The sequence below is a fragment of the Paenibacillus algorifonticola genome (assembly GCF_000971975.1).
GTDB lineage: Bacteria > Bacillota > Bacilli > Paenibacillales > Paenibacillaceae > Pristimantibacillus > Pristimantibacillus algorifonticola.
On record NZ_LAQO01000034.1, the window covers coordinates 1 to 25,009 of the forward strand.

A 25,009-nucleotide genomic window follows, 5' to 3' on the forward strand; every position below is an offset into this window, starting at 1 on the left:
CCAGCGTTCGTCCTGAGCCAGGATCAAACTCTCCATTTAGGTGGTGTTTGACTTGCTCATTACTTTTTTGTATCGCTTTACATTAACTTAAGTTAATGCGGCAGTTTCACTCGTTGTTCAGTTTTCAAAGAACAATTTCTCTTGCTAATTCTTTTTGCGTCAACCGCGTTTTCTCTCAGCGGCGACTTTTATAATATACCATGACTGCCTACTCAATTGCAAGTACTTTTTTTCTTTTCTTCGACATTTTTTTTGTTTGTCGATTCAAGTTATTTGCTTGCTTCAAAAGCGGCGTGTATTAATATATCACAGCTCTCAAAAATTAGTCAAGCCCTATTTCAAAAAAAGATACCCTCCGCTTGAAACAAGCGATTTGGGTATCTTTTGCCGTTCTATTTTATACAGCCAGCGTCATATATCGAAGCTCCAACGCCTCCGTATCTCCGCTTGCTGCCATCACCGCAACCTCGCGAATAAGCGAGCGTTTAACTAATCGTTGCAGAAGCAGGGACAAATCGACATGAAGGGCCTTAATTCTCTCATGCTCCTGAAGCTCGCTGATACTCCATGGCTCCTCCCGGCTCATCATGATATTAAAGAGCAAGGAGCAGCAGTCCTTCATTTTATTGATTACCGTAAACTCACAAGCGAGCATAACGAGTTGTACACGCTGCTCCAGCGTTTCAGGGCTAACCGTTAATTCTTCATAAAGCTTGTACACCCCCGGATGTACTCGGCGCATTTGACGCCACACAGTTAGCTCCGGATGCTGCCCTTCTTCAATTAATACAATGTGCGCCCAGTGATGCAGAGCAGTTAAAATGTTGCTGTAAGCATCCAATATATTACGCCCTTCGTAATCATGCTTGGCCTGTAGGTAACTTCTCAGAAAGCCAGAGAATTCTACAAACCGCTTTTGCTCCCTCATGACGTCCGGAAATTGTATAATGCGCTCACGAATATCGCTTATACGGCTGTCGCGCTCCAACAGTATCTCCCCCCGAACTATCCATTGAATAATACTTTTGTTTTCCCCGCTTGCCATCCACTGCTCCAGCTGACCTACACTCACACTGCGGATCAGCACATGCTTGCCTTCAATGCGGACATGCTCAATACTTTGAACAGCAGGCTGCTCTACAATCGCAAGAAGGAGCAAATCCAAACCTTCGGTCAACGGACTGTAAGCAAAAGAGTTTTCGATTGCGATTAGACCAAGCAGCTCTGGCTGTGATTGATGCGTTTGAATGAAATGTTCTTTTATATGTTTCACTTGGGCCTCCGTATAGCTAATCCAATATGATTAAGATATAATAATAATCTACGGTGTTTGTTATTTCGACAAAGCCGAGACAGTTTCCTGCTTACATGGATGGAAAAACCGTCTGATTTTTAATAAGAATACCATGGAGAGGATGGACAAAGTGAATAAGTTTTTTTTCAAGTCAGCGAAAATAAACGAATTTCGTCTGTGGGGGCTGATTTTCACACTCGTCGGTATGGGTGTTATGATTCTCGGCACAGCCGGAATCGTTCTTTGGGGACAAGCTGGTAAAATCGTTGCCGCGATTTTTATGGTTATCGGGATGATTTCCTTGCTCGTTAGCGTTGCCGTTTATTTCTGGGCAGGCATGATGTCAACCAGTGCAACGATGCTAACCTGTCCAGAATGTAATCGCCCAACGAAAATGCTCGGCAAAACAGATCGCTGCATGTTCTGCAAAACGATTCTGACACTCGATCCGGCGCAAGCCACCCATGCACCTTCCGAATAATACGCTGCTATTAAAAATAAGTTACATAAGCACAAAAGGGCGTTGCCACCAAAAAGGGGCAACGCCCTTTTCACACAGAAACAGAAGCTAGTTTATAAGAACAAATTTTTAAATTCTTATATTTGCAATGAAAGAAGGCCACCGCTGAACTCGCGATGGCCTTCTTTTTAATAAGATTGTATTGTTATCATTGCAATTTACGGTTTTTTATTCAAAGCGGTATCAATCGTTTCCCAAATAGCGTTCGTTTGAAAAGTGCGCTGCCATGTCGCTACTCCAGCTAACCCGTACTTTTTAACCAACGCAACTCTAGCTTTGATCGACAGCTCGTCCTCAATCCAGATGCGTTTTAGCGCTTCCTCTTCCTTATACTCCACATAATGCTGCCCAGCATCACTATCGAGTACAGGCTTCAGCTTATATTGCGTAATGATTTCTTTCACTTTATCCATACCGAGCGCTTTAGAGCTAACCTTGGTTTCGCCATTCTCTTCGGTCTCCGTCCAAATACGGGTATATAGCGGCATGCTCAATATAAGCTTGCTTGCAGGAACGCCGTCTTCTTCCAATATTCTCTTCAAAGCTTGCTCCGTCCAAGGCAGCGAAGCGACCGAACCCGCAACCGGGCTTGTCGCCCAATGCTCGTCATAAGCCATCACCATCATGTAGTCTACAACTTTGCCAAGCGCTTTACGATCGAGAAAAACAGACCACATCTCGCTGTTAGACTTAGGCGTCACATCAATAGATACAACCAGGCCCGCTTCATGAAGCAGAGGCGTCAGCTCACGGACGAACTGAACCAGATTTTCCTTATCTTTCGTATAAACATTCTCAAAGTCAACATTAATGCCCTGCAAATGATAAAGCTCTGCAAATGCAAGCAACTGCTGGATCATATGAAAACGCGTCTCTACAGTCGCCAGTGCGGCACTCGTCCGATCCGGCTCAAACCCGTTGCTAAAGAGTGCCCATACTTGCATTTTTTGCTTTTGGGCCCATTTTACATACGCTGGATCTGCTTTACCTTTAATTGTGCCATTCGCATCCTGGAGCTCAAACCAGGTTGGACTGACAACATTGACGCCTTGCATCTCCGGAATTGTGGCTGGATCTGGCTTGCGTTGATAAACAGCCTCCCAGGTCAGATTGATTTTGCTGCCTGTAACCTTCCAAGCAACAAAATCCGTTTCGTTATCGCTAGGTGCAATTTGCTCCATGCTGGTGAGCGCGGTGTTATCCTTAGCGATATAGCCAGGATGTCCATCCGGCCCCTGAACGTGCAGCCAGCCATCGCGTTCTCCCCAAACTCTGAGCTTGCTCGCGAGTGCAACCTTCTCCACAATCGGTGCCCTAATAGTAGGTTCTGTCCGTATAGCCGCTCCTTTCTCCCGCTTCGCTTCCGCAAGTTGAATAGCTCCACCAGACTGAAGCAGGGTGACAACGCCCGAATCTGCAACATACTCCGTCTGCAAACCGTAAAGCTCCTCAATCGGCGTAATCGGAATATAAACGACATCATCCTGTACCTCAGCTGTAATCGTCAAGTCAAAAGGCTTGCGATTCACGGTCGCTGTCAAGGAATTTGTCTGCAAACGCAGCACCTTATTCGCTGTTGTAAAAATAATCGATCCGCTATCCGCTTCATAGCGTATAGGCTGGTCTGCCCCAAGTACCTGCTGAAGCACAGGAAGCGGCAGCTTCACCTCGTTATTTTCAATAATGGCACCTTGCTTCATTACTTCGCCATGAACGACGATTGGATTTTCCAACCCATAATCGGGAACCATTTGTTTAAAATTAGGAATATAGCGGTCGTATACAAACCAACCCCCACCTACTGCCAAAATAATTATAAAAAAGAGAAGTATATTCCGAGCCCCACTGCCCTTGCGGCGACGAGGAGTTCGGCGAAGCATAGTTTCCAAGCGTATCGCACTCCTTTATAAAAGACGAAAGCGTGCATATCCGCGGTTGAACGCTTCCCTGCACGCCATCATTTTGTTAGGTTTGATTAGTTCTTGATTCTTAGTTCTTATTTCTTAGCCGCCGCACAGGTAGAGCAGGAACCGTAAATTTCCATTCGATGCCCTTTCACGATAAAACCAGTCTCCTGCGATGCGACACGCTCCACCTCAAGTAAAGGTGGGTACTCAAAATCAACAATTTGACCACAGTCATTGCATATGGCATGATAATGCTCCGATGTATCCGCATCAAAGCGGCTGGAATCATCCCCATATGTCAGTTCCTTAACAAGCCCCGCTTCTACAAATAACCGTAGGTTATTATATATGGTCGCCACGCTCATGCTTGGAAAATTAGGCGACAGTGATTTATAAATTTCATCGGCTGTCGGATGAGTCATCGATTCCATTAAATAGCTTAAAATGGCATGACGCTGCGGGGTCATACGGACACCATTCATTTTTAATTGCTGCAATGCTGCATTGACGGCTCCCATTCCCCTCACGCCTTTCGTTAGTAGTTAAAACTATTGTACGTGTTTTCAAAATGATTTGTCAATGAATGCGGCTATTGCTCCGCGACGCTATGCTGTATGGCAATACTGTTATTGGCATTAATTTGCAGACGGTATTGGCCGTCTCCAATCGTTCCCCGCACCGTTTTTTTACTGACTTCGAGCGGCAAATTCGTTGTAATTGCTCCAAATGTGACCGATCCATACACCGTATAACTGCCGTACTGCGGGACAGTCAGTTTAATTTCCCCTACGGAGCTATCGACATCCCAGTCACCGCCGACTACCGAGCTCGCCAGCTCTATGCCGCCATTCAAGGTAGCAGCCTTTACGGAGCCGCTAGCTTCATTAATGTTGATTTTTCCATTTTTCGTATCGGCCTCTATATCTCCAGAGATATTCGTCATCTTCAAGGCGCCGTTGGTCGCTTCTGCAAATACATTCCCTTTAATAGAAGCTGCGGTAACAGCCCCATTTAATAAGGTTATACTCGCATCGCCCGTTATATGACGAAGAGTAATCGTTCCATTATTCGCTTTCGCCTGAACGCTGCCCTTTATTCCTTCTGCTAAAATTTCACCTGTATCACTGGAGAGCTCCACACCTCCGGGAGCATCGAGGTTTTTGACTTTAATCGGTCCATTATCGGTATGCACGAGTACAGAAAGCTGTCTCATCGGCTGTTCATCTTGCTGCTGCTCTTCCATTTGTTGTGGCGACTGCTCTGGAGCAGGTGTTGATAATATCGTGTTCGAAGCCGAGGCCGAGGCTTGTTCCACATTATCAGACGGGCTTGGATCTGGCGTACTAGTCTCCAAAGCAGCCTGATCGTCCGGCTCAAGCTCAAGATCAGGCTCGGCAATTTCCTCCACCTGAACATTCGGCAAACGCGGCACGGTTACGGTAATATTGATCCGCGGTTTACGTGTTCCGTTCTCCCCGTAGCTGCTGCTTTTGGCCTGCAAGGTGATTTTTTCACCGCTTGATGACGCCTCGATCTTCGATTTTTCGGCCATTTTATCAGCCTCTGCTTCATCATCGACATCAACCCATACCTCGGTATCAATGCTGATAAAATCATTATTTCCGCTTTGCAACGTCACTTTTCCATTCACATTGTAAATCTGAATAGCTGTCGTCTTTTCTTCTATCGGAACGATAAGCACTTCTTTCTGATAATGAAAGCCTTTTTCCTCGCCGTAATCCTGTGCGCCATTCAAATCGACATATTGATCAATCCAGCGAAAAGGCAAATCCGCATATTGCGTTACTAAAAAGCCAAAGCCCGCAATGACGACCGCTGCCATGCTTCCGATAAAATCAAGCCGCAATTGCTTCCGCGTCCGCCGCTGCAATAGGCTGTAGGCGACAAGCTCGCCTCCTAGACATATAAACAGCGCAGGCCACCAATAGCGCATCAGCGCAAAAACATTGCTGCTGTGCATTTCATCCCACAGCAGCAGCCCGCCTGCAGCAGCAATGAATAAAGCAGCTGTGAAGCTCCCCAGCCGAAACACCGCTGCCAGCCGCTGGCGCAAAACCAACCCAATGGCAATCAGCCCGAGTACAGGGCCTACCGCATAATTCGCAGCCTCGTCAAACCAAGTGAACAGCGCGGTCGGCTGCCGAAGCATAAGCAGCAGCATAAGCAAAATGCCTGCGACCATAATGAGTATGCCGTCCCTAAGCTTTAAACCGGACTGCGTTTCCGTTCGCCGATCCAAGCTTTGCAGCGCATCATAGACGCTAATAAAATAAAATACAGGCAGTGCAAGCCCTAAATACACAATAAGCAGCAAATGCTTCGCACCATCGGCATCCGCCAGACGGACAATGGTGCCGCCATCAAGTAAAATTCCAGCGGCAAGCAGCAGTCCTCTCGTATATTCTCCTGTATATAAATGTCCCGCTCCTGGCCATAGAAAGGCCAGCAGCACCGTAAACAGTCGACTTTTCCTACGTCCAGTTTTCATCCCAAGCTCCTGCAAAACATGTCCTCCGTATGTGCAAGTTTATTGCTTATTATTGTACCATAGATGCCCGCCTGATAAGACTTTTGCATGAAAATGCAAAAAAAAGAGCCGTCCAGCTTGTGGACAGCTCTTGCTTGATTTGCATCAATCAGCTTGCCTGTTGATTATGCTTAATTAGGCTTGCTGCAGACGCTCCAGCAGCATTTTGTTAACCATTGCTGGATTCGCCTTACCTTTCGTTTCTTTCATAATTTGGCCGACCAGGAATCCGATCGCCTTCTCCTTGCCCGCACGGAAATCCTCAACCGATTGCGGGTTCGCTTCAATAATTTTATCGACGATGGCAATGATTGCCCCCTCGTCGCTAATTTGTACGAGACCTTGCTCTTCAACAATTTGCTGCGGCAGCTTGCCGGATTCCAGCATTTCCTTGAAGACCGTTTTGGCGATTTTACTGCTGATCGTGCCTTTCTCCAGCAATCCGATCATTTCCCCTAGCCCTTGTCCGGTAATTTTCACATCGGACAGCTCCAGGCTGTTCGAGTTCAAATACCCGAGCAGATCGCCCATAATCCAGTTGGATACAGCTTTCGCATCCTTCGTATAGGACAAGCTTGCTTCGAAAAAGTCTGCCATTTTCTTCGATGCAGTAATGACATCAGCATCATAGGATGGCAAACCGTAGTCGCTTGTATAGCGGGCTTTACGTGCATCTGGAAGCTCAGGAATCGAAGCTTTGACACGTTCTTTCCACTCTTCGTCGATGTAGAGGCGAACCAAATCAGGGTCCGGGAAATAACGATAGTCATGGGATTCTTCTTTGCCGCGCATCGAAATCGTCTTGCCCTGCGCCTCATCCCAGCGGCGAGTTTCTTGAACAACCTTATTGCCGCCGTCCAGCACCTCGGCCTGACGCCATTGCTCATATTCAAGGCCACGTTGAACACCGCGGAAGGAGTTCATGTTTTTCAGCTCAGCGCGCGTACCAAGCTTCTCTTGTCCATAAGGACGAAGGCTGATGTTTGCGTCGCAGCGCAGGCTGCCCTCTTCCATTTTCACATCCGATACTTCGCAGTAAAGCATAATCGCTTTCAGCTTCTCTAGGTAAGCTTTCGCTTCCTCAGGTGTACGAATGTCCGGCTCGGAAACAATTTCAACGAGCGGCGTGCCTACACGGTTAAAGTCAACGAGAGAGGCATAACCTCCATCAACGTGCGTCAGCTTGCCCGCATCTTCTTCCAAGTGCAGCCGGGTAATGCCAATTCGTTTCGTAACGCCGTTAACTTCAATATCAATCCAGCCGTGCTCGCCGATAGGCTGATCGAATTGCGAAATTTGATAAGCTTTAGGCGAATCGGGATAAAAATAGTTTTTACGGTCAAATTTGCTGACATCAGCAATTGTGCAATTGAGCGCCATTGCAGCCTTCATCGCGTATTCAACCGCCTGCTTGTTCAGCACCGGCAGCACGCCGGGATGACCGAGGCAGACCGGGCAGGTATGCGTATTAGGCGGAGCTCCGAAAGCGGTGGAGCAGCCGCAAAAAATCTTGCTGTTGGTGTGCAGCTCAACGTGCACCTCCAGCCCGACTACCGTTTCATATTGAGTCGCTTCAGACATCGTTAATCCTCCTTAGAATTTTGCTGGGCGAGGTTACTTGAACAGGGCACATAGAACATGCTGAAAAAGGATCTGCGCTGCGCGAAAAGGTTGGCTTACGATCGCTGTTGCCCAAGCATTTTTCGAATCAATCCCGCTTAGCGGTAAAATTCTAGGGCAAAGGCGAACGCTTACGCTTCTACAGTCCAACCTTTTCACTCCGCTTGCCTTTTTCATCTAGCTTCTATGGCAACCATTAAGTAAAAATCGCTTCGCAAGCTGGCTTTTATAGCAAGGTAAAACCTAAATGAGAAAACCTATATCCCTACAGGCAAAGATCACAGGTTAGCCCTGCAAGGCTGAATGTATTAGAGCTGCGGACGCAGCTTGTGGAATTCGGTATTTTGCTCGAAAGCATGGGCTGTGCGCAAAACAGTCGACTCGTCGAAGGCTTTGCCGATAATTTGCAATCCGATTGGCAAGCCTTCCGCTTGGCCGCAAGGAATGCTGATCGCCGGAACGCCTGCAAGGCTGACCGGAATCGTACAAATATCGTTCAAATACATCGTCAGCGGGTCGCCGACCTGCTCGCCAAGCTTGAACGCTGCTGTCGGGGCAGTTGGCCCGATGATGACATCGTATTTTTCAAATACTTGGTCAAAGTCCTGTTTAATGAGCGTGCGCACTTTTTGCGCTTTCAAATAATACGCGTCATAGTAGCCGGAGCTAAGCGCATACGTTCCCAGCATAATACGGCGCTTAACTTCTGGACCGAAGCCCTCGCTGCGCGATTTACGGTACAGATCGATCAAGTTCGCCGGATTGTCTGCACGGACACCATAACGAACGCCGTCAAAACGCGCCAGGTTGGAGGAAGCTTCAGAAGACGCAAGCAAATAATAAGCAGCAATGGCATATTCGGTATGCGGCAGCGAAACCTCTTCCCATGTTGCGCCAAGGCTTTCATACACTTTCAGTGCATTCAAAACCGCTTCCTTAACCTTTGGATCAACGCCTTCTCCCAAATATTCCTTCGGTACCGCAATACGCAAACCTTTGACATCCCCTGTCAAGGCAGACGTATAGTCAGGAATGCTTACATTCGCGGAAGTAGAGTCTTTCGCATCATAACCAGCAATCGCTTGCAGCACAAATGCGGAATCCTCAACATTTTTCGTCAAAGGGCCGATCTGGTCAAGCGATGAAGCGAAAGCGACAAGTCCAAAACGGGAAACAAGGCCATACGTTGGCTTAAGACCGACAATGCCGCAATAAGCTGCTGGCTGACGGATCGAGCCACCCGTATCGGAGCCAAGCGAGAAATAAACTTGACCCGCAGCAACAGAAGCAGCGGAAGCGCCGCTGGAGCCGCCTGGCACATATTCCGTGTTCCACGGATTGCGAGTCGGATAATAGCTGGAATTTTCATTCGAGCCGCCCATCGCGAACTCATCCATGTTCAGCTTGCCGATCGTGACGGATTGCGCCGATTTCAGCTTGCTGACAACCGTTCCATCATAAATCGGATTGTAGTTGTCTAGAAACTGGCTGGCACATGTTGTGCGCAAGCCTTCGGTAACGATATTATCTTTAATTCCAGCCGGAAGGCCGAACAGCAAGCCGCGTTCAGCTCCCGCTTGAAGCTGCTTGTCCAGCTCGGCTGCATGCTGGCGAGCTCCCTCTTCATTAAGCGTAAGGAACGCTTGAATGGAAGCTTCTGTTGCTTTAATACGAGCAAAGGATTCATCAACCAGTTCGGTGACGGAAAGCTCCTTGTGGCTCAGCTTGTTATGTACATCCTGAAGACGCAAATCGAACAGTGACAAAACATGTTCCTCCCTTCAATATAAAAGCGCAGCAAGCATATAAGGCTATTGCGCTTGATCATGCGGACTATTCCAATACGGCTGGCACTTTAATCTGGCCGTCTTCTTCATCAGGCGCGTTCAACAGCACCTTCTCGATCGGCAGCGATTCATGTGTAATATCCTCGCGCGTCACATTCGTAATCGGCAGCACATGGCTGGTCGGCTCGACGTTTTCTGTATCAAGCGAGTTCAACTTTTCTGCATATTTTAAAATCGCATTAAGCTGCTCGGTGAATTGACCCTTCTCCTCGTCAGACAGCTCAAGGCGAGCCAAATTTGCAACATGCTCGACATCTTTAATCGTAATGCTCATGAATGTTCCTCCCCCTTCTTAAGCCTGCAATCATTCTTTCTATTATAGCCTAGAATCACATTTTGACAAAGTACGCAAACACGGGCTAGCATGCTTAAATTCTGCAATACTCATTAACAGCAGATGACCCTCCCGCACCTGGCGGAAGGGTCATCTCGCAGAAGCTTATTAAATCCACGCTTTCAAATTAACCTGCCTTATAAAATCCTTCTGGCTTTGGCCTTCAGCAGCAGCTGGCTCCGCTTCCGGGGCGGACTCTTCGCCTCTCATTATACGCTTAAACAGCTCTTCATTATGAGTAGCCAGCGCAAAGTCGATCAGCGATTCGCGTTCGATGCGGTCAACCTCTTCTTGAAGCAAAACTTCCTCCAGCTCCACATCCTCATCCGGCAGCAAAAAATTGCGATTAGCGGCCGGAACGCGCACCACGTAATCAAATACGTTGTCGGCATTGCGGTCGTAAGCAATTATATAACCATATTCCCCCACGGGAAGATTTTGCTCAAAATGATCAGATATTATAATTACCTTAACTCCCAAACTAAGCATCGTCTTCACTCCTGTCTATCGGACGCTAACCTATAACTATTATCCTACTAAAAAATAGTAGCGGTGTCCAATAGGGATTGAAACTGACCCTTTGCCGACCGCGAGCCATCAAAAGCAGCGAGTGAAGAATCGCCGCTAATTATGATTCAATTTACGGTGTTCGCCCTTGTCTGGATAATCCGTAGAAAAAAAATTCCACGAGCTGCTCCACACTCAGGATGCTTCCGCCCGCTTGATTTGAGGTTTCCCAGTGCCGTCCGAGTTCATTTTTAAACATCGTAAAATAAAGCATCATCATCTCTTCGCTAATATCAGAATGAACATAGCCCTCCTGCTTACCCATCGCAACAAATCGCTTAAAAAAAGGCATAACCTTCCGCTCATTATATTCTTCCATTAAACGGACGAATTCGACTTGTCCCGAAAATGCCGCCTGATGGGACTCATTGGATAGCAGCTTTAAATTTTTTGCCTCGCATAACATTATTTCTTTCGTCTTCTCGGGGAAAGGATTTTCTGAACCCAAAATTCGCTCATATTGTTCCAACTGCTTATTCATCCAGTCCATAAGCATATCGGAATAGAGCTGCTCTTTGGTTTTAAAATAATTATAAATGGTTGCTGGCGACACTTTCGCCTTATCTGCAATTTCATTCACGCTAACCTTCTGAAAGCCAAAACTAAAAAACAGTTGGAAAGCTGCGCTATAGATTTGCTCAAGTTTTTGCTGCTTCCTTCGTTCGAAGCCGTTCATTTTTTCCACCTCATTATGTAGTTTAATAGAAGTTTTAGAGTAAATCAATTATACTAGTATAAATCTATTGAAGATTATCCTCTCCACAGTTATAATGTTTTTATAGTAAAACAATATAATAACTACATAATTAGGAGGAGAAACGTTGAGACCATTAAAAATCCCTTCATTTCTGCATGATGTATTCGGTGAGAAACAGAGCTTAATCGCGATTTTAACCATTTTGCTTTTTGGAGGTTTGTTGACTGCTGCGTTATATGTAAGTTTTCCAGAGCTTACAGCAGGCTTGCCATTTTGGCGCAGCGTTTTGGCTTTATTGTTGATTTTCGATATTTTTTCAGGCTGTCTTGCTAATTTCACCACTTCAACGAGCAACTTTTATGCAAGTCGAAAAATCAATCGAGCCGTATTTATAGCCATCCATGTTCATATTGTGGCAGTTGCGCTGCTATTGAACACGGCAATCGTTCATGCTGTTAGCGTGTGGCTCTACACCATCGTAGGCGCATTCATTGTAAATGCTCTAATTGGCAAGCATGCACAGCTGTTCGTTGCGGGCCTGCTTCTATCTATAGGGATGGGCGTTATGCCTATGCTGCCACATTTGGAGCCCTATATGCTCATTATTTTTTTGCTATTCATGCTGAAGGTGCTGTTCAGCTTCGCTGTCGACCATTACGGCAAAGTCTTACAGCGTTCGGATAGCTAGACATGAGTCATGCCTATCATGTTGTCAGGCTTACCAAGTCAGATAAGGCCTCCTTCCTTTCTGTCATGGGCAGCGCCTTTGCAGAAGACCCGTTGTTTATCCATTTATTTGGTGATCCAAAGCTTGATAATCGAGCAAATAAAAACATGCAGGCCTTCTTGTCCTTTATTTTTGATAAAAGCTTCCTTCTGAATGAAGAAATATGGGGTATTTATAAAAAAGAAAGCTTGCTTGGCGCATACGTCATTGAGACGCCGCACACTAGCAAGCTTCAACAAATATATGGCGGATTGCTGCTGTTTGGAAGGCTTCTTCCTTTATTAACACATATATCCCGTAAATCGCTGGGCCAGCTTAATGCCTATATGAGAGTCACCCGCACCGCTGCACCAGCCCTGCCGCATCACTACCTTATTATGATTGGCGTAAAGCCCGATGCTCAAGGCACAGGAATTGGGAAAGCTCTACTGCTGCATGTATTAGAAACGGCACTCGCGGATGATTATTCGCATGGCGTAGCTTTGGACACAGAAAACATTGACAATGTAAATTTATATCGCCGGTTCGCCTTTACATTAAGCCGGGAATTACAAATCGGTCATTTGCCTGTCTATTGCATGTTTTATCAAAAAGGACAGCGAACCTGAGCGGACATATTGAGCCAGAATCCTTATCACGATAGACTTTATTGCCACCACGTTATTGCCGTTGTTCCCTGCTGAACCAGTTCCATACGGGCTCTACATCGTTATGGTCAAGAATAGCTACGGTGTAATCACTCGCATTTCCCATCGTGCGCACGCCCAATGATACTAACCCTTTTCGCTGCTGCCCCCAGCTCCGCTTCACCTTCATTGCGACAATTTGCGGTCGGCGTATGAGGTAGGTGATTCTTGCCAAATTACGTCGGCGCAGTATTAATTGGCCATTTTCCAGTCTTACTCCAGCAGCTTTATGGCATGCCCGTCTCCATAAGTAGACAATCGGTATAAGCATCAGCGACCACAGGCCATCTGTAGGCCAGAAGCCGATTGCCGCGCCGCAGAGGACGAGAGCAACCGCCAGCTCGATGCGCATATAATAAAGCAATGCCCGCTTAGGAGCGTGTGCGTTTATCTCCATTAGCTTCATCTGGGGCACAAAGTGGCTAATAACATGCTCCAGCTCCCTTACGGACACAAAAGGATGCAGCATGAGCTGTTCATTTTTGTCAGACGAGACAACTTGAAGCTTAATTTGGGCATAACCTATCATTTGCCGAAAGATACCCTCCTCAATGATGACGGATTGTACCTTGTTCGGATCAAATAGATAGGTCTTTTTGTCAAGCATACCGTATGATACCGATATTCGCTTACCCTCCCGATGAACGGTGAATCCACTGTATTTAATAATGTACAAAATGAGTGATAGTGCCCAACCCGCTGCCAAAGCGCAAATTGCGGCGACAGCAATGCCGATGATGACATAGCCGGGCACCAAGCTTTTTGATTCCGCATACAGCATTTCGAATATTCGCATTGGAGCAAATTTCTCCAGAAAATCATCAGCAAAAGAATAAATACCCGCAATAAAAGCAAGCGCAAGACCTAAATTCATTGAAGTGGCTGCCGCCAGCAGAAGCTGTCCGTTTGTCAGTCGAAAATACGCGCTGTCTCCCCCATTAGATGCTTGCTGGCCAGAACTGGACTGATGAATAGTGTGGCTTGCTCCCTTTTCTTGTTCAGAAAGGCCGTTTGCGCTTTGATTCAAGCTGCCTAACCCGCTATTCGCTGAAAAGCCATGGGCATCTTCCATCGGAACTGCGTTAGCTCCATGCTTCGACATGTCGATGTCTTTATCCAGCCTGACTTTGCTGTCGCTATCGTCTGCCTGTTGAGCAGCCCTGTCTGCCGTTTGGTGCTGACGGGACAATAGCTGCTGGCGAAGCTGCTCTGCATCGCGTACAGTTAGCGCCGGCAATATACCATCTGCTTTTTTTCCGCCACCCGGCGTTTCGATTTTGAGCTCTGCAACACCAAGTATTCTCTGCAGGAACGGTTGCTCCACATTGACGGAGTGTATACGTCCATAATAAATGGTCTTCTCATCCTTGAATAACACGCCTTTTCGAATGACAATGCGGTCTGCCTCTGGCGTGTAAGTGAAGGCTCGCCATTCTAGACAGCCGAAAAACAATGCCAGTAAAATCAGTCCCGCGGCTCCTGCATACCAATACCACTCCAGACCAAGGAACCCTGATTTCCTAAGCAGCGTAATAAAAATAAGCGGCAATAATCCTTTAATAAACTGGAACAGCGTAAAAACAACAAATACTTTGTGTAGTCTTCGCGGATTATTCATGCTGATCATCCACTTTCGCCAGCTGTCCGATTTTCCGTTTCAGCTCCTCTGCTTTTACCAGCTTGAGCCCTTTAATGCGATGGGTCGTGGCTGCCGTTACAACCGCTACGCTCGCCAGCTTGAACTTGCGCATGAGCGGTCCGCTCTCCAGCTCGACATGCTGGACACGCACCATCGGAACGAGTACATTTTTAATAATGATTAGCCCGTATTGAAGCTCAAGCTCTTCCTCAAACAGTTCATATTGAAAACGTCGGTAGCGGAGGCTCGGCACTACCCAAATATCTAATACACTGTAAGCTGTAACGACACCAAGCCCGATCCATAACGGAATAAGAGTCCACTCTTTCGCTATGGCCAATACCCCATAACCGGATACGATTAAATAACCAATTGCCGCTGCAATAGCTGCCTCAATCCGGCTTACTTTTACATAGTCCCTATCGACCCTCTGCGTTAAAGCCCGATTCATTTCTCATCCCCCTATGGCAATACAATTAGCTGCTCTTTCGTACGTGTAAGCTGGCGGGGCGTGCCGTCAGTAATTACATAGCTGTTCTCCACTCCAACAACACCCTGCCCTGGAAAAGTGAATTTCGGTTCAACTGCAAGCACCATCCCGGAAGCGAGCGGCAGATCGAAACCGCGGGCCAGCACAGGCCATTCGTCTATTTCAAGGCCAATACCATGTCCGAGAAACTTCGCTTGATCAAGGCCAAAGCCCATATAATGCGCAGATAACCCCGCAGCAGCCGCTTGATCAAGTGAAGCGATATACAACTCAGAGCATGGCGTCCCGGGAACCATGCCTTTTTCCGCTGCGCGCATCATTTCCTCAGACGTTCGGTAAGCATGAGCAAGCTGCTCTGAAAGCTGTCCAATAACCGCAGTACGCGTCTGATCGATAATGTAGCCGTCAATGCAGCAGCCCACATCAATGAGTATAGGCTCATTGCGTCCGATTACTCTGTGGCTGACGCTTTGCGGAAAAGTAGCCCCCAAGCCAAGGCCGCCTGCCGGACCGTCAAAATAAGTAGGCACGGCAGCAGCAGCTCCTGACGTCACCATCCCTGTCGCTACTTCCTGATTGTAGCCGCGCATACGCATCAAGCCGATATGTCCTCGAAGCCGCAGCTCATATTCTACTCGGGCTATCCAGGCTAGCTCGGTAATGCCCTCTTTTAACACATTTAAAGCTTCACCTAGCGCCTCATCTACAGCTTTCGCTGCTGTTTCAATTCGCTTGATTTCCCAAGGCGATTTAATCATTCGCTGTCCTCTAATAAGGGCTGAACCGTCTACCAGCTCGACTGCCCCTGCCGATTGCAGCAACTGGTTAAGCTTAAAATAGGTTTGTGCAGGAAGCACATCAAGATCCGCAGCCACAGTAACAGAACCTCCCGCCTTAAACAGCTGTGGAATACGCTCTGCGAGCGTCTGTCCAAATTGGCGGAATGAGCCTAATGGCTCTACAGCAATCAGCGTTTCCAGTCTTGCACGCTCCAGGCTACGTTTGACGAAAAACACGGGCATGCCCTCGGCCGGAACAAATGCGTAACCATTTTGCATTGAGCCAGTGTAATAATACAAATCTATATTTTGCGTTAGCAGCATGCCGTCAATCGCTTTCTTGCCCATCTCCAGCTGAAGCTTGCTTATGCGCTCCTGAACCAAGTCATCAGGTATCTCTCTCGTTATAGTTGTCTTATCCATCGTTATGCTCAGCTCCCGAAATCATTTATCCCTCCCCTTCATTAGAACAATTTTACAAATGGCAGTCAACTGCAGGACAACTGCCGCAGGCATTTTTATGATCAACCTCTCCTTTCCATACGCCTAAAAATCAAAAGTCAGCTCGGACACGCCTTTAATCGTCCATTCTATTGGCTTAAGCGCTGTGAACACACTTGGGTTCACAAGTTTTATGATCATGACAACTCCCGGACGGCGCAGCGTAGCTTCATAGCTGTATTGTGCATTTACGTATTGATACGGAAAAGTGTGTTCATTGTTAATAACATCGAAAACCACAACCTTAACCGGCTCCTTCAATAAGGAGCTGCCAAGCGGTTTCCCTGCTGCATCAAGCTGCAGGTTGCCTTGCAAATAACGGTTTGCTGACGCTTCAGCCGCCAACGGATCTATGCGGACGACACCGTCTCCCAGTGCAGCTTTATCCACCTGCTGTGCAGCCGCATGAACGGCGCGGTTTAGCGCATGCTTGCCCTGAAAAAGCGTCTTCATCGCAATTTCCTCATCTGTCTGCATGACGTGCAGCATGAGCCAGATCGTCATCATCAGCACAATTATCGTCAGCTTATACATAGCATAACTCCCTGTCACCTGTTCACTCATTCTGTCATTCAGCTATCCACTCACCTTAGTAGCCGAAATTGCAGCCCTTTAAGGCACATATTCGCTCATTTTGATGCCTGTAGCGCGCAGCCTGCCATTTTCATTAGGCGGCTCCACGCCGATTAAGCGATCCAATTGAAACAGCCCCTCATAGGGATAGCTGAGCAGAACAATCAAGCCCGTCCCTCGCAGCAATGGCATAGCCGAATTCGTTGCCTGCTCGCCATTATCGGCCGCCACTTCAAAAATCAGCGCTTCCGGCTTCATTCCGAACTTCGCCAGCCGTTGACGCGACTGTTCCAGCATCTCTGGACTGATGTAGCCATGCGTGCCACTCGCCCCGACTTCAAGCAAATAATCAACCTCCTGCTGTAGCACTGCCTGTCGTACAATCAGCACATGCTTATAAATAGGCGAGAACATTAGCCAGCATAAAATCGTCGCGAACAGCACGAATACTAAAATGCTCTTCATGGGCTCATATTCCTTATATAGCTGCTTGTGGCATCGCCAGAGCGTTCAAGCTGTTTTTTCATCCCCTGATCCCCTTCTGCAACTCCAGAGTAAATCATAACAATCGTCACAAGCAGCAATATCGCTGCCAGCAGGGTACGCATCGCCTTTCCTCCTCTTTTGCCGCTAATGCTGGCTTGCAAACTACTGCAACAGCTTGCTGATTTTTTCATTGGCAGCGTCTCCTTGCGTTTGGATTTGGCTGCTAGTGCCAGTCGTATCCTTAGCGATAATGCCGTTGAAAAGCAAAATAACGACAACTAACAGCATGACGGTCATTAAAATATTGCGCATTGCGAATTCACCTCCTTGTTATGTAGTCGCTGCATAGTCCTCAACCCAATGATGCGAACAGCTTCTGTCCCTCCATCACCCATGGGTAAATGAAAACTTGAAACGTATACAAAATAGGAACGCCAGCGAGCATAAACAGCAAATACGACGCGGTCTCCTTGCGGCTGTCTTTGGCAAGCTCCAGCTTCTCCTTATATTCCTGAATACGGTCACGCAAAAGCATATAATACTCCTCGCTGTCATCAATGCGAAGCGAATCAATGGTCTCTACAAAGCTCATGCCGTCATCCGTTCCCATTCTGAGCTTGAATTGACGCAATGCCTGTTCGGCATCGTGATACCATTCCGCCAGCAGCCGCTCCAAATCGCCGCGAAGTGTGCTCGTATATGGGATGCAGCGTGTCAGCTTCGTATGAATATGCAGCGACGAATCGGCCAAATAAAGCAATTGATTGCTCATCACATAAATTTCCTTCGTCATGCGTTCCGATCGAAGCTTGCGCAGCATTCGCAGCCATGGCAAATCCCACACCAGCATAATCCAGCAGAAAACGAGCAATGCTGATAAATATGCCATCTTGCTGCCCTGACCCTGTCCCGCACTTACGGGTACGCAGATGGAAATGCCTATCATCAATACAATGAGCAGCAATTTTCGAGCAGCTACGTACCAACCGGGATCTGTTTCCACCCCGCATCCGGCAAGCAGCATTTCCCGGTCAACGAAACACTGCTGTTCCCTTGAAAGCCTGAGCTTGCTGAGCCAGTTATCCGGTATTTTTCTTGAATGCCATTTGATTCCGGTGAGATGCAGCCAACGCGGCTTCTTTTGCGGCAGCAGCCTAAGTATAGCGACCGCTGCAATAAACCCGAATATAAACTGGGCAGCCATCGCTCCTGCGCGCACGCCTCCTTCCACCCAATGATGCATCGTAGCCTTGCCTCCTTTTCTGCTTGCAAATACGTCATGTAAAGCAGCCTACATTTTTTTGCGAGATAGCCATAGTCCCATTAGAAAGGATCCAAAAATGAGCAGCAGCGCATTTAAAAGCATATCTCTGCCCCTAGGGTCCAGAACGTAATAGTAGTAGGCATTCTGCTCGTTATAATGCAAATTGATGCCAATAAATAAAGCTAGAAACAACACGGGCGTAAAATTAGCAATTCGGATTTCCAGCAGCCGATTCCGCTCCTGCTCATTCGCGCGGCGCGCCTTGCGCATATCTGAGAGTAAATCCTTGAGTCCATCCGCCATCGGCACTCCTTCAGCAAGCGCAACACGCAAAATATTAGCGAAATAATCTGCCCACGTATGACCTAGCGAAGCAGCAAAAATACGCAAACTCGCTTCATCATCACCACGGACAGACAAATTGCGATACAACTGCTCAAAAACATTTTTCATCGGGCCGAGCAGCCGTCTTTCATCGACCGTTCGCTGCAGTGCTGCCCTCACCTGTACCCCGCCGGTTACTAAATAACATTGGTAAAACAGCTCAATGGCGGGCAAAAATTCGACCTGTGTCTGCATTTGACGCTGGACAAGCAGCGCCCGCAGCACCGTATACGGCAAGCAGCCGAGCACAACCCCGAACAACAAGGTGCCTTTTACCGTCTGAAAAAACAATCCGCCAGCCGTCAGCCCGGTCAGCAGCAGCAATCCCGACAAGCATAAAAATGCCGATGGCTGCAGCTTGATATGGAGCACCTCCAATAAATCGGCAAGCGGACGATAGAGCTTGTCCATCCGCTGCAGTCGCTGCTCCAGCCGATGGCGGAATCGCCCTCGCTGCCGATAGGCCAGCCTCGCTAACCGCTCATGCCTCTCCATCCACATGACAAGCAGCGCAGCAAGCATAATAAACAGGAATAAAAACAGCAGCGCACCGCCTCCAAGAACATACAGCCTAGTCAAAAAACAAACCTCCCCTCGCCAGCTTCTGCCTAGCTCGCTGCGAAGGGCGCTGCGGATATTGCCACTGTTCCAGCGCTTCATCATAAACGGCCCATTCGCGTACCTTCACCTCGTTGTCCGCCCAGCCTATTTCAGCAAGGCGCGATACGACACGCCGGCCCTTGATGTTGCGCATTTCAATCCCAATCTCCACAACATATTCGGCAATCCGTTTCGTCAGTCGTTCCGGGTTCATGCCCCGCCCATCCAGCATGCACATATCGGTGATCGTCTCCGGCACATCTTCCAGCGCATTCGCATGCACCGTTGTCATACTGCCGGAATGTCCTCTAGTGCAGGCTCTTACATAAATGTTCGCATCGCTGTCCCTGATCTCCGCATGCACGATGCGCTGCGGGGATTGCCTGAGGGCTAATTTGAACGCCCGGTTGGCCTGGTGCTGCGGATCATCCTCGTCGGCTTCGTATTCGACGATATTTTTTGCCGGGAAATCCCTTCCGAGCATCATTTCGAAGCGCCCTTCAATGGTAATGATTCGCTCCTCATCCGGCAGGCTCGCAATTAGCGCCTTCATTAAATGGGTTTTGCCGGAATTCGTCGGCCCAATAATAATGAGATTGAATCTCGCTTGCAGCACAGCTTGCAGCATCGAAAGCATCGTTTGGCTTATCGTTCCGTATCCCGGCTCGCAAAGTTCAGCTAGCCCAAAGCTTGTAACTGTAAAAAAGCGAATCGTCAGCGTCGGCTTCGAGGTGAAGCCGAATCCTGTCATGGTGACGCGCGAGCCGTCGCTCAGCATCACTTCCGCCCAGCGCTTGCGCGGGGTGAAGCGATCGTTATTATAAAGCACCAAATTGCTTTGGATGCGCTCAACATCGCGGACACTTGCAAATTGATGCTGCGATATAACAGCCTCGCCACTGCGAACCTCATAAATTTGCGTGCCTACGACCTGTATTTCCTCCAGCCCATCCTTATGCTGCAAAACCAGTTCCAGCACATTCAGCCCAATAACCTCGGCGAATAAAGCTTCAGCAAGCGATTGATAGGGATGCTGATAACCATCTTGGTTATGGATGCGCAGACGCCGCAGCCGATCATTAATGACCGCATAAATCTGCTCCCGCTCCGGCATAAAACCAAGTACAGCCCGGTTCAGCGTCTCATTGTACTGTCTGCGCTCCTCATCGTTCAGTCCGCGCGGCGCGGCCAAAAAAGCTTTCATCTCATCAGCGAGCCTGTCAAAATCCGCCGCATGTGACGAAGCAGGCAGCTGCGCGTCTCCAGCCTCCCCCTCCGGGCTTCCAGTTGCCCCCACTCTCAACTGGGCTGAATAATCGAAAGGCGAGAATCGGCTTCCCCCCGCCTTCAAGAGCGGGCCTCATTGCGATGCGAGAGCAGCTTGCGGTACCATGGCTGCAGCTTAAACGCAGGCGTTACAGTCCGGATGTCATATCGCTCCATTAACTGCTGCGATGGTTTCTTCATTGCCGTCCTGCCTACTTGATCCTCCCCCAGCCATTGACCAAGCTTGCCGCTGTCCAAGTGTATAAAGGTATCCTTCGTCATTTGCATTTCACCCAGCTTCACCGTTCCCATTTCCTTGCAAATATCTTTCATTCGATAGCCTCCTTTGCCCCATGGGGGTTGTATAATAACGGTATTGTATTGATCAGCTGTTAAGCCGAATAACGGGGAAATTTGTGTTATCCAGCGTTTCCCATCCTCCTGAAAATGGGAAAGCGCACCAGTCGTAACCACAATCCGTGTACTCGCCAGCCGCAATGCACAAACGGTAGCTGCATTATCCCAATAAGCGCTGACATCCATAAAAAGCACCTCAAAGGTTTGCTCTGCAATATGGATTAAATGCTCGGCCTCCTCGGGCGTGAAAAATTCTGCCTGATCGCGCACTACATTGCCGAACAATACTCGCAAATTCCCTCTTCCTTCGACCTTATGCATAGCACTCTTCAATCTTCCTGGTGTCAGCGAGCCGGATTGCAGCTCGGGCCGCAGCTTGTCGAGCGTGCTTTGCGGCTCCTTGATGCCAAGGTAGCGATGGAGCTTCGCGCTCTTAAGATGCAGACATAAATACCCGACATGCAGGCCGCTGGCTTCGGCCACTCGGTACGCCGCCGCAAAAGCAGCTGTCGTTGTCCCAATATTAGGCGTCGTTCCAACAAAGGCAATGAGAGGAATTCGCTGTTCCATCAAGGCTGATCCTCCTTAGTCTCATCCGCAACATTAAGCGATTCCGGGCTGAAAGCAATGACAAGCTTATGGCTCCCATCCTTGCAATAGCCGTCTATTTCGAGCCACTGCCCCTCGGTAAGATTGAGGTTAATATAATCGATCATGCCATTGGCCTCACGACGCGATGCGTACATCTTTTCCTTATCCCCATCTGCTAGAGAGAGCAGGTTCGGATCTTCCATGTTATCGATTTCGATATTGCCTGAGGATTTGACTGAAGCAACCGTAACAGCCTGATTGAACAAGCGGCCGGAGCCTTCTCCCTCACCGGATAAATACAGTACGACCTTATCTCCGGCGCGAATGCCATTAGAGATGGAGCGTACATAATCGCGCGGAATTTGAAAGGTCGATTCGCCACTGCCCGGCAGCAGGTGAAAGCGATCGATTTTCCAACCGAGAATCGGTTCCTGCGTGCCAAGAGGTACAATCGTCTCCATTCCAGCAGCAGTCGCAACATCCAGCAGCATCCCATTGTCATAAGCCGCTTTCGGCACATACCGATAGGCGAGATCCCCTGCCATCAAAGTTACGCCAGCAGCGATAAAGCGCTTGGGTACGACGACAGCAACCAACTCTTGACGCTGCAATTGCAGCTGCTGAATCTGAAACAGGCCGTATACAAGCGCACCCGAGAGCAGCGCAGCCAGCACACTGATCCAAATATTCCTTTTCCTGTTCATTCCTTCTCCCTTCCGAGCCATTAGCAGACAACAAAAAAAGAACGCAGCAGCAGCCTGTAAAAGGCTTAACTACTAGCGTTCTTCGCTAAATATTGCTCATATATAATTGGTTTGTTCCTTGATTAACCACATAATAGCAAAGGAAACATTTCTTGTCCATCTTTTTTTAAAATAAAATTTCAAGCGCGGCTCATGCACAAATGCGCTCTCCTACAGCATCAACGATGCTATAAAAAAGCGCATTTACGCAGGATTTAGCCCGTTAAGAAGAAACGCCTGACGGCGTCCTTTCTATAGACGCCATCGTTTCGACGAAACGTATAGAGAAAGGATGAGCAAATTCATATACTTTCCTATACGTCAAGGTGAAACGGCTGTCGCCATCCTCTGGCGGCGCGGCGCGTTTCATTCCGAGAAATATAGAGAAAGGATATCCTAACGCTATCCTTTCTCTATATTTCAAGCGTAAACGGCTGTCGCCGTCGTCTGGCGGCAAAGCTACCGTTTCGAGGGTGAAATATAAGCCCATTATAAGGGTGAACCTTATAAATGCTTATATTTTTAAAAATCAATCAGGCCCACACTAATCAGCAGCGCATCATCAACTTTACGCATCGTTTCATCATCCAAATGCGTAATTTTGTCGGTCAGCCGCTGTTTGTCGATCGTTCGAATCTGCTCAAGCAGAACGACGGAATCCCGGTCAAAGCCATGTGCAGCCGCGTTCATTTCTACATGTGTAGGGAGCTTCGCCTTCTGAATCTGCGCGGTAATGGCCGCCACAATGACGGTCGGACTAAACCGGTTGCCGATATCATTCTGAATGACAAGAACAGGCCGCACTCCTCCCTGCTCCGATCCGACGACAGGTGACAGATCAGCAAAGAACACGTCTCCACGTTTTACGATCAAGCTCTACACCCCGCTTACAAGACGGCCGAGCGTGTGATCAGCCTCTACCTCCGCTTGAAAAGCTTCCGAGGCCATGTTCAAGTTGATTTTCGCCATCTCCAGATACCCACGCTGCATGGACTCGCGGATTTGCCGTTTCTTTCTTTCCACAAGGTACAGCTTCATAGCCTGCCTAATAAATTCACTGCGGTTAGAGTTCTCCTTAGCTACGATACCGTCAACCTCCTCCAGTAAATGATCCGGCAAGCTAATCATGATCCTCTTGGTGTTCTGCACATTGGCCACCGAACAAGCACCTCCAAAACTTTTCCACAACCTTTAATACACATTATTGCAATAATAAGGCCCCTCTATACTTCAACATATCTATGTCAGCGATATATCAAATATGCTGTACGAACATGACGTACTTTAGCGTCTTTAAACCCGACCTAGCATTAATTCGAGACAAATGGTGAAAACCCTCTTTTTTTGCGTAAAAATGGCATTTGAAATTTTTCCCGAGCGCTCATGCTGTCAAATTAAAGGATTTACGACGGATAGCGCCTTTCCATCCTTCAAATAGACACGCGGCACACGGGCAGCCAGCATGCAGGTCACCTCATAATTAATCGTGCCGAGCTGCTTCGCAACCTCTTCTGCAGAAATCCGCGCATTGCCCTGCTCGCCAATGAGTACGACCTCTTCGCCCTGCTCTACGACTTCTCCAGCTTCTGTTGCCGCCGCATCAAGAGCAATCATGCATTGATCCATGCAGATCGTCCCGCGGACAGGAACCTTCACGCCACGAACGAGCGCTTGCGCTTTGCCCGTCAGCATCCGGCTAAAGCCGTCGGCATAGCCAATCGGGAGCGTACCAATCCGCTCCTCGCCCTCCGTCACATAACGGGCGCCGTAGCTGATGCCCCAGCCAGAAGGTGCATTTTTCACCATGACGATCTCCGTCTTAAGCGACAATACCGGTTCCAACTGCAGCTCATCATGGCGCACCTCATCCGAAGGGTACAGGCCATACATACTGATGCCAAGTCGCAGCATATTGCCTGCAAGCTCCGGCGTATCCATGCCTGCGGCGCTGTTCGCCGCATGAATGATCGGAATCGGCAGCTCCTGCTGCTGCACATAACGAACGACTTCCTGAAAGCGCTCGTGCTGCAAAATCGTATAGCTTTTGTCATGCTCATCCGCACGCGAGTAGTGGGTAAATAACCCTTCGACTTCAAGCTGGGGAACGGAAAGCGCCTTTTCAATAAAAGGGATAGCCGCATCCGCTCCAATTAGCCCAAGCCGTCCCATGCCGGAATCAACTTTAATATGAACCTTTAGCTTATCGTTAATATGATCCTCATCCGGAGCTGGCAGCTTGGACGCCGCCTCCAAAACATCCTCACGAAACAAGGCAATCGTTATGTCATGCTTTCGTGCAAGCCACAGCGCATCCGCCGCAACATAGCCGAGTACCAATATAGGGATGGAAATGCCTGCCCGTCTCAGCTCCAATGCCTCATCCAGAAATGCAACCCCTAAATAATCTACTCCGCTGCTTGCAGCTTCGCGTGCAATTTCTACCGCTCCATGGCCATAAGCATTGGCTTTCACAGAAGCCATCAGGCGTACGCCCTCGCCCATATGCGCTCGAAACGCGCTTAAATTGCGACGCAGCGCATCTAAAGAAATTTCTACCCGTGTTGGGCGATAATACCCCTCCAAGTCGTT

At 48.3% G+C, this 25,009-nt stretch carries 27 protein-coding genes; 3 read left to right on the plus strand and 24 right to left on the minus strand.

From position 1 onward, the window contains the following. Positions 1–397: 397 nt before the first annotated feature. Entirely contained in the window at positions 398–1,273 is an 876-nt protein-coding gene (locus tag WH37_RS27200) for a nucleotidyltransferase-like protein (protein WP_046233803.1), read from the minus strand. A gap of 151 nt (positions 1,274–1,424) precedes the next feature. Between WH37_RS27200 and WH37_RS27205 the strand changes: the two genes are divergently transcribed. Next, on the plus strand, positions 1,425–1,775 hold the full coding sequence (locus WH37_RS27205) for a YgzB family protein (RefSeq protein ID WP_231594383.1): 351 nt from the start codon (positions 1,425–1,427) through the stop codon (positions 1,773–1,775). A 197-nt stretch (positions 1,776–1,972) separates the two neighbouring features. On the opposite strand, the gene WH37_RS27210 is transcribed toward WH37_RS27205, so the two are convergent. The 8 genes from WH37_RS27210 to WH37_RS27245 form a co-directional block, all read right to left on the minus strand. Further along, a complete protein-coding gene (locus tag WH37_RS27210; protein WP_231594389.1) occupies positions 1,973–3,694 on the minus strand; it encodes a glycosyl hydrolase family 18 protein in 1,722 nt (573 codons plus the stop codon). A gap of 116 nt (positions 3,695–3,810) precedes the next feature. Next, a complete protein-coding gene (gene perR, locus WH37_RS27215) occupies positions 3,811–4,239 on the minus strand; it encodes a peroxide-responsive transcriptional repressor PerR (RefSeq protein ID WP_046233806.1) in 429 nt (142 codons plus the stop codon). Between the two features lie 71 nt (positions 4,240–4,310). Then, entirely contained in the window at positions 4,311–6,230 is a 1,920-nt protein-coding gene (locus WH37_RS27220) for a DUF4097 family beta strand repeat-containing protein (protein WP_143088674.1), read from the minus strand. A gap of 174 nt (positions 6,231–6,404) precedes the next feature. Beyond that, on the minus strand, positions 6,405–7,850 hold the full coding sequence (gene gatB / locus WH37_RS27225; protein ID WP_046233808.1) for an Asp-tRNA(Asn)/Glu-tRNA(Gln) amidotransferase subunit GatB: 1,446 nt from the start codon (positions 7,848–7,850) through the stop codon (positions 6,405–6,407). 347 nt (positions 7,851–8,197) lie between these two features. Further along, positions 8,198–9,655, minus strand: coding sequence for an Asp-tRNA(Asn)/Glu-tRNA(Gln) amidotransferase subunit GatA (gene gatA / locus WH37_RS27230; protein WP_046233809.1), 1,458 nt, complete (start codon positions 9,653–9,655; stop codon positions 8,198–8,200). A 67-nt stretch (positions 9,656–9,722) separates the two neighbouring features. After that, positions 9,723–10,010, minus strand: coding sequence for an Asp-tRNA(Asn)/Glu-tRNA(Gln) amidotransferase subunit GatC (gatC, locus tag WH37_RS27235; protein WP_046233810.1), 288 nt, complete (start codon positions 10,008–10,010; stop codon positions 9,723–9,725). A 168-nt stretch (positions 10,011–10,178) separates the two neighbouring features. Beyond that, positions 10,179–10,559 carry a hypothetical protein gene (locus WH37_RS27240; protein WP_046233811.1) on the minus strand — a complete coding sequence of 127 codons (381 nt, stop codon included), beginning with the start codon at positions 10,557–10,559 and terminating at the stop codon, positions 10,179–10,181. A 151-nt stretch (positions 10,560–10,710) separates the two neighbouring features. Next, the gene (locus tag WH37_RS27245; protein ID WP_046233812.1) at positions 10,711–11,313 is read right to left on the minus strand and encodes a TetR/AcrR family transcriptional regulator; all 603 of its coding nucleotides are present in this window, start codon (positions 11,311–11,313) and stop codon (positions 10,711–10,713) included. Positions 11,314–11,458: 145 nt separating this feature from the next. Between WH37_RS27245 and WH37_RS27250 the strand changes: the two genes are divergently transcribed. After that, on the plus strand, positions 11,459–12,022 hold the full coding sequence (locus WH37_RS27250; RefSeq protein WP_046233813.1) for a hypothetical protein: 564 nt from the start codon (positions 11,459–11,461) through the stop codon (positions 12,020–12,022). A gap of 2 nt (positions 12,023–12,024) precedes the next feature. After that, positions 12,025–12,669, plus strand: a complete 645-nt coding sequence (locus WH37_RS27255; RefSeq protein ID WP_046233814.1) for a GNAT family N-acetyltransferase — start codon at positions 12,025–12,027, stop codon at positions 12,667–12,669. A 52-nt stretch (positions 12,670–12,721) separates the two neighbouring features. Here WH37_RS27255 and WH37_RS27260 read toward each other — a convergent pair whose 3' ends face one another. From WH37_RS27260 to alr, 15 genes are all read right to left on the minus strand, one after another. Then, positions 12,722–14,365, minus strand: coding sequence for a PH domain-containing protein (locus WH37_RS27260; RefSeq protein ID WP_177218069.1), 1,644 nt, complete (start codon positions 14,363–14,365; stop codon positions 12,722–12,724). Further along, complete coding sequence (locus WH37_RS27265; protein WP_046233816.1) at positions 14,358–14,837, minus strand: PH domain-containing protein; 480 nt, start codon at positions 14,835–14,837, stop codon at positions 14,358–14,360. Before WH37_RS27265 ends, WH37_RS27260 begins: the two co-directional genes overlap by 8 nt. Before the next feature lie 11 nt (positions 14,838–14,848). After that, positions 14,849–16,078 carry a M24 family metallopeptidase gene (locus WH37_RS27270; RefSeq protein ID WP_046233817.1) on the minus strand — a complete coding sequence of 410 codons (1,230 nt, stop codon included), beginning with the start codon at positions 16,076–16,078 and terminating at the stop codon, positions 14,849–14,851. A gap of 123 nt (positions 16,079–16,201) precedes the next feature. Further along, positions 16,202–16,690 (minus strand): hypothetical protein, encoded by a 489-nt coding sequence (locus WH37_RS27275; RefSeq protein WP_046233818.1) that lies wholly within the window; start codon positions 16,688–16,690, stop codon positions 16,202–16,204. Positions 16,691–16,768: 78 nt separating this feature from the next. Then, positions 16,769–17,194 (minus strand): hypothetical protein, encoded by a 426-nt coding sequence (locus WH37_RS27280; protein WP_046233819.1) that lies wholly within the window; start codon positions 17,192–17,194, stop codon positions 16,769–16,771. Further along, positions 17,191–17,337, minus strand: a complete 147-nt coding sequence (locus WH37_RS35805; RefSeq protein ID WP_156182391.1) for a hypothetical protein — start codon at positions 17,335–17,337, stop codon at positions 17,191–17,193. Before WH37_RS35805 ends, WH37_RS27280 begins: the two co-directional genes overlap by 4 nt. Positions 17,338–17,377: 40 nt before the next feature. Continuing rightward, positions 17,378–17,527 (minus strand): hypothetical protein, encoded by a 150-nt coding sequence (locus tag WH37_RS36110; protein ID WP_177218068.1) that lies wholly within the window; start codon positions 17,525–17,527, stop codon positions 17,378–17,380. A gap of 40 nt (positions 17,528–17,567) precedes the next feature. Further along, on the minus strand, positions 17,568–18,458 hold the full coding sequence (locus WH37_RS27285) for a hypothetical protein (protein WP_046233820.1): 891 nt from the start codon (positions 18,456–18,458) through the stop codon (positions 17,568–17,570). A gap of 48 nt (positions 18,459–18,506) precedes the next feature. Continuing rightward, on the minus strand, positions 18,507–19,442 hold the full coding sequence (locus WH37_RS27290) for a type II secretion system F family protein (protein ID WP_231594384.1): 936 nt from the start codon (positions 19,440–19,442) through the stop codon (positions 18,507–18,509). Continuing rightward, on the minus strand, positions 19,435–20,814 hold the full coding sequence (locus tag WH37_RS27295; RefSeq protein ID WP_046233821.1) for an ATPase, T2SS/T4P/T4SS family: 1,380 nt from the start codon (positions 20,812–20,814) through the stop codon (positions 19,435–19,437). Before WH37_RS27295 ends, WH37_RS27290 begins: the two co-directional genes overlap by 8 nt. Next, the gene (locus WH37_RS27300) at positions 20,811–21,656 is read right to left on the minus strand and encodes a CpaE/TadZ family protein (protein ID WP_046233822.1); all 846 of its coding nucleotides are present in this window, start codon (positions 21,654–21,656) and stop codon (positions 20,811–20,813) included. Before WH37_RS27300 ends, WH37_RS27295 begins: the two co-directional genes overlap by 4 nt. Then, entirely contained in the window at positions 21,656–22,381 is a 726-nt protein-coding gene (locus tag WH37_RS27305; protein WP_046233823.1) for a CpaB family protein, read from the minus strand. Before WH37_RS27305 ends, WH37_RS27300 begins: the two co-directional genes overlap by 1 nt. Positions 22,382–22,942: 561 nt before the next feature. After that, the gene (locus tag WH37_RS27310; RefSeq protein WP_046233824.1) at positions 22,943–23,293 is read right to left on the minus strand and encodes a type II toxin-antitoxin system PemK/MazF family toxin; all 351 of its coding nucleotides are present in this window, start codon (positions 23,291–23,293) and stop codon (positions 22,943–22,945) included. Between the two features lie 3 nt (positions 23,294–23,296). After that, a complete protein-coding gene (locus WH37_RS27315; RefSeq protein ID WP_046233825.1) occupies positions 23,297–23,578 on the minus strand; it encodes a CopG family ribbon-helix-helix protein in 282 nt (93 codons plus the stop codon). Between the two features lie 231 nt (positions 23,579–23,809). Continuing rightward, positions 23,810–25,003 (minus strand): alanine racemase, encoded by a 1,194-nt coding sequence (gene alr, locus WH37_RS27320; RefSeq protein ID WP_046233826.1) that lies wholly within the window; start codon positions 25,001–25,003, stop codon positions 23,810–23,812. Positions 25,004–25,009 lie beyond the last annotated feature (6 nt).

Bases quoted from the DNA above. Each gene is read 5' to 3' on its own strand.
- WH37_RS27210 (WP_231594389.1), bottom strand. From the start codon at position 3,694: ATGCTTCGCCGAACTCCTCGTCGCCGCAAGGGCAGTGGGGCTCGGAAT.
- gatB (WP_046233808.1), bottom strand. From the start codon at position 7,850: ATGTCTGAAGCGACTCAATATGAAACGGTAGTCGGGCTGGAGGTGCAC.
- WH37_RS27245 (WP_046233812.1), bottom strand. From the start codon at position 11,313: ATGAACGGCTTCGAACGAAGGAAGCAGCAAAAACTTGAGCAAATCTAT.
- WH37_RS27255 (WP_046233814.1), top strand. From the start codon at position 12,025: ATGAGTCATGCCTATCATGTTGTCAGGCTTACCAAGTCAGATAAGGCC.
- WH37_RS27220 (WP_143088674.1), bottom strand. From the start codon at position 6,230: ATGAAAACTGGACGTAGGAAAAGTCGACTGTTTACGGTGCTGCTGGCC.
- WH37_RS27275 (WP_046233818.1), bottom strand. From the start codon at position 16,690: ATGTATAAGCTGACGATAATTGTGCTGATGATGACGATCTGGCTCATG.
- gatC (WP_046233810.1), bottom strand. From the start codon at position 10,010: ATGAGCATTACGATTAAAGATGTCGAGCATGTTGCAAATTTGGCTCGC.
- WH37_RS27240 (WP_046233811.1), bottom strand. From the start codon at position 10,559: ATGCTTAGTTTGGGAGTTAAGGTAATTATAATATCTGATCATTTTGAG.
- perR (WP_046233806.1), bottom strand. From the start codon at position 4,239: ATGGGAGCCGTCAATGCAGCATTGCAGCAATTAAAAATGAATGGTGTC.
- WH37_RS35805 (WP_156182391.1), bottom strand. From the start codon at position 17,337: ATGCGTACCCTGCTGGCAGCGATATTGCTGCTTGTGACGATTGTTATG.
- WH37_RS27300 (WP_046233822.1), bottom strand. From the start codon at position 21,656: ATGGAACAGCGAATTCCTCTCATTGCCTTTGTTGGAACGACGCCTAAT.
- WH37_RS27265 (WP_046233816.1), bottom strand. From the start codon at position 14,837: ATGAATCGGGCTTTAACGCAGAGGGTCGATAGGGACTATGTAAAAGTA.
- WH37_RS36110 (WP_177218068.1), bottom strand. From the start codon at position 17,527: ATGCGCAATATTTTAATGACCGTCATGCTGTTAGTTGTCGTTATTTTG.
- WH37_RS27305 (WP_046233823.1), bottom strand. From the start codon at position 22,381: ATGAACAGGAAAAGGAATATTTGGATCAGTGTGCTGGCTGCGCTGCTC.
- WH37_RS27285 (WP_046233820.1), bottom strand. From the start codon at position 18,458: ATGCATCATTGGGTGGAAGGAGGCGTGCGCGCAGGAGCGATGGCTGCC.
- WH37_RS27280 (WP_046233819.1), bottom strand. From the start codon at position 17,194: ATGAAGAGCATTTTAGTATTCGTGCTGTTCGCGACGATTTTATGCTGG.
- WH37_RS27270 (WP_046233817.1), bottom strand. From the start codon at position 16,078: ATGGATAAGACAACTATAACGAGAGAGATACCTGATGACTTGGTTCAG.
- WH37_RS27260 (WP_177218069.1), bottom strand. From the start codon at position 14,365: ATGAATAATCCGCGAAGACTACACAAAGTATTTGTTGTTTTTACGCTG.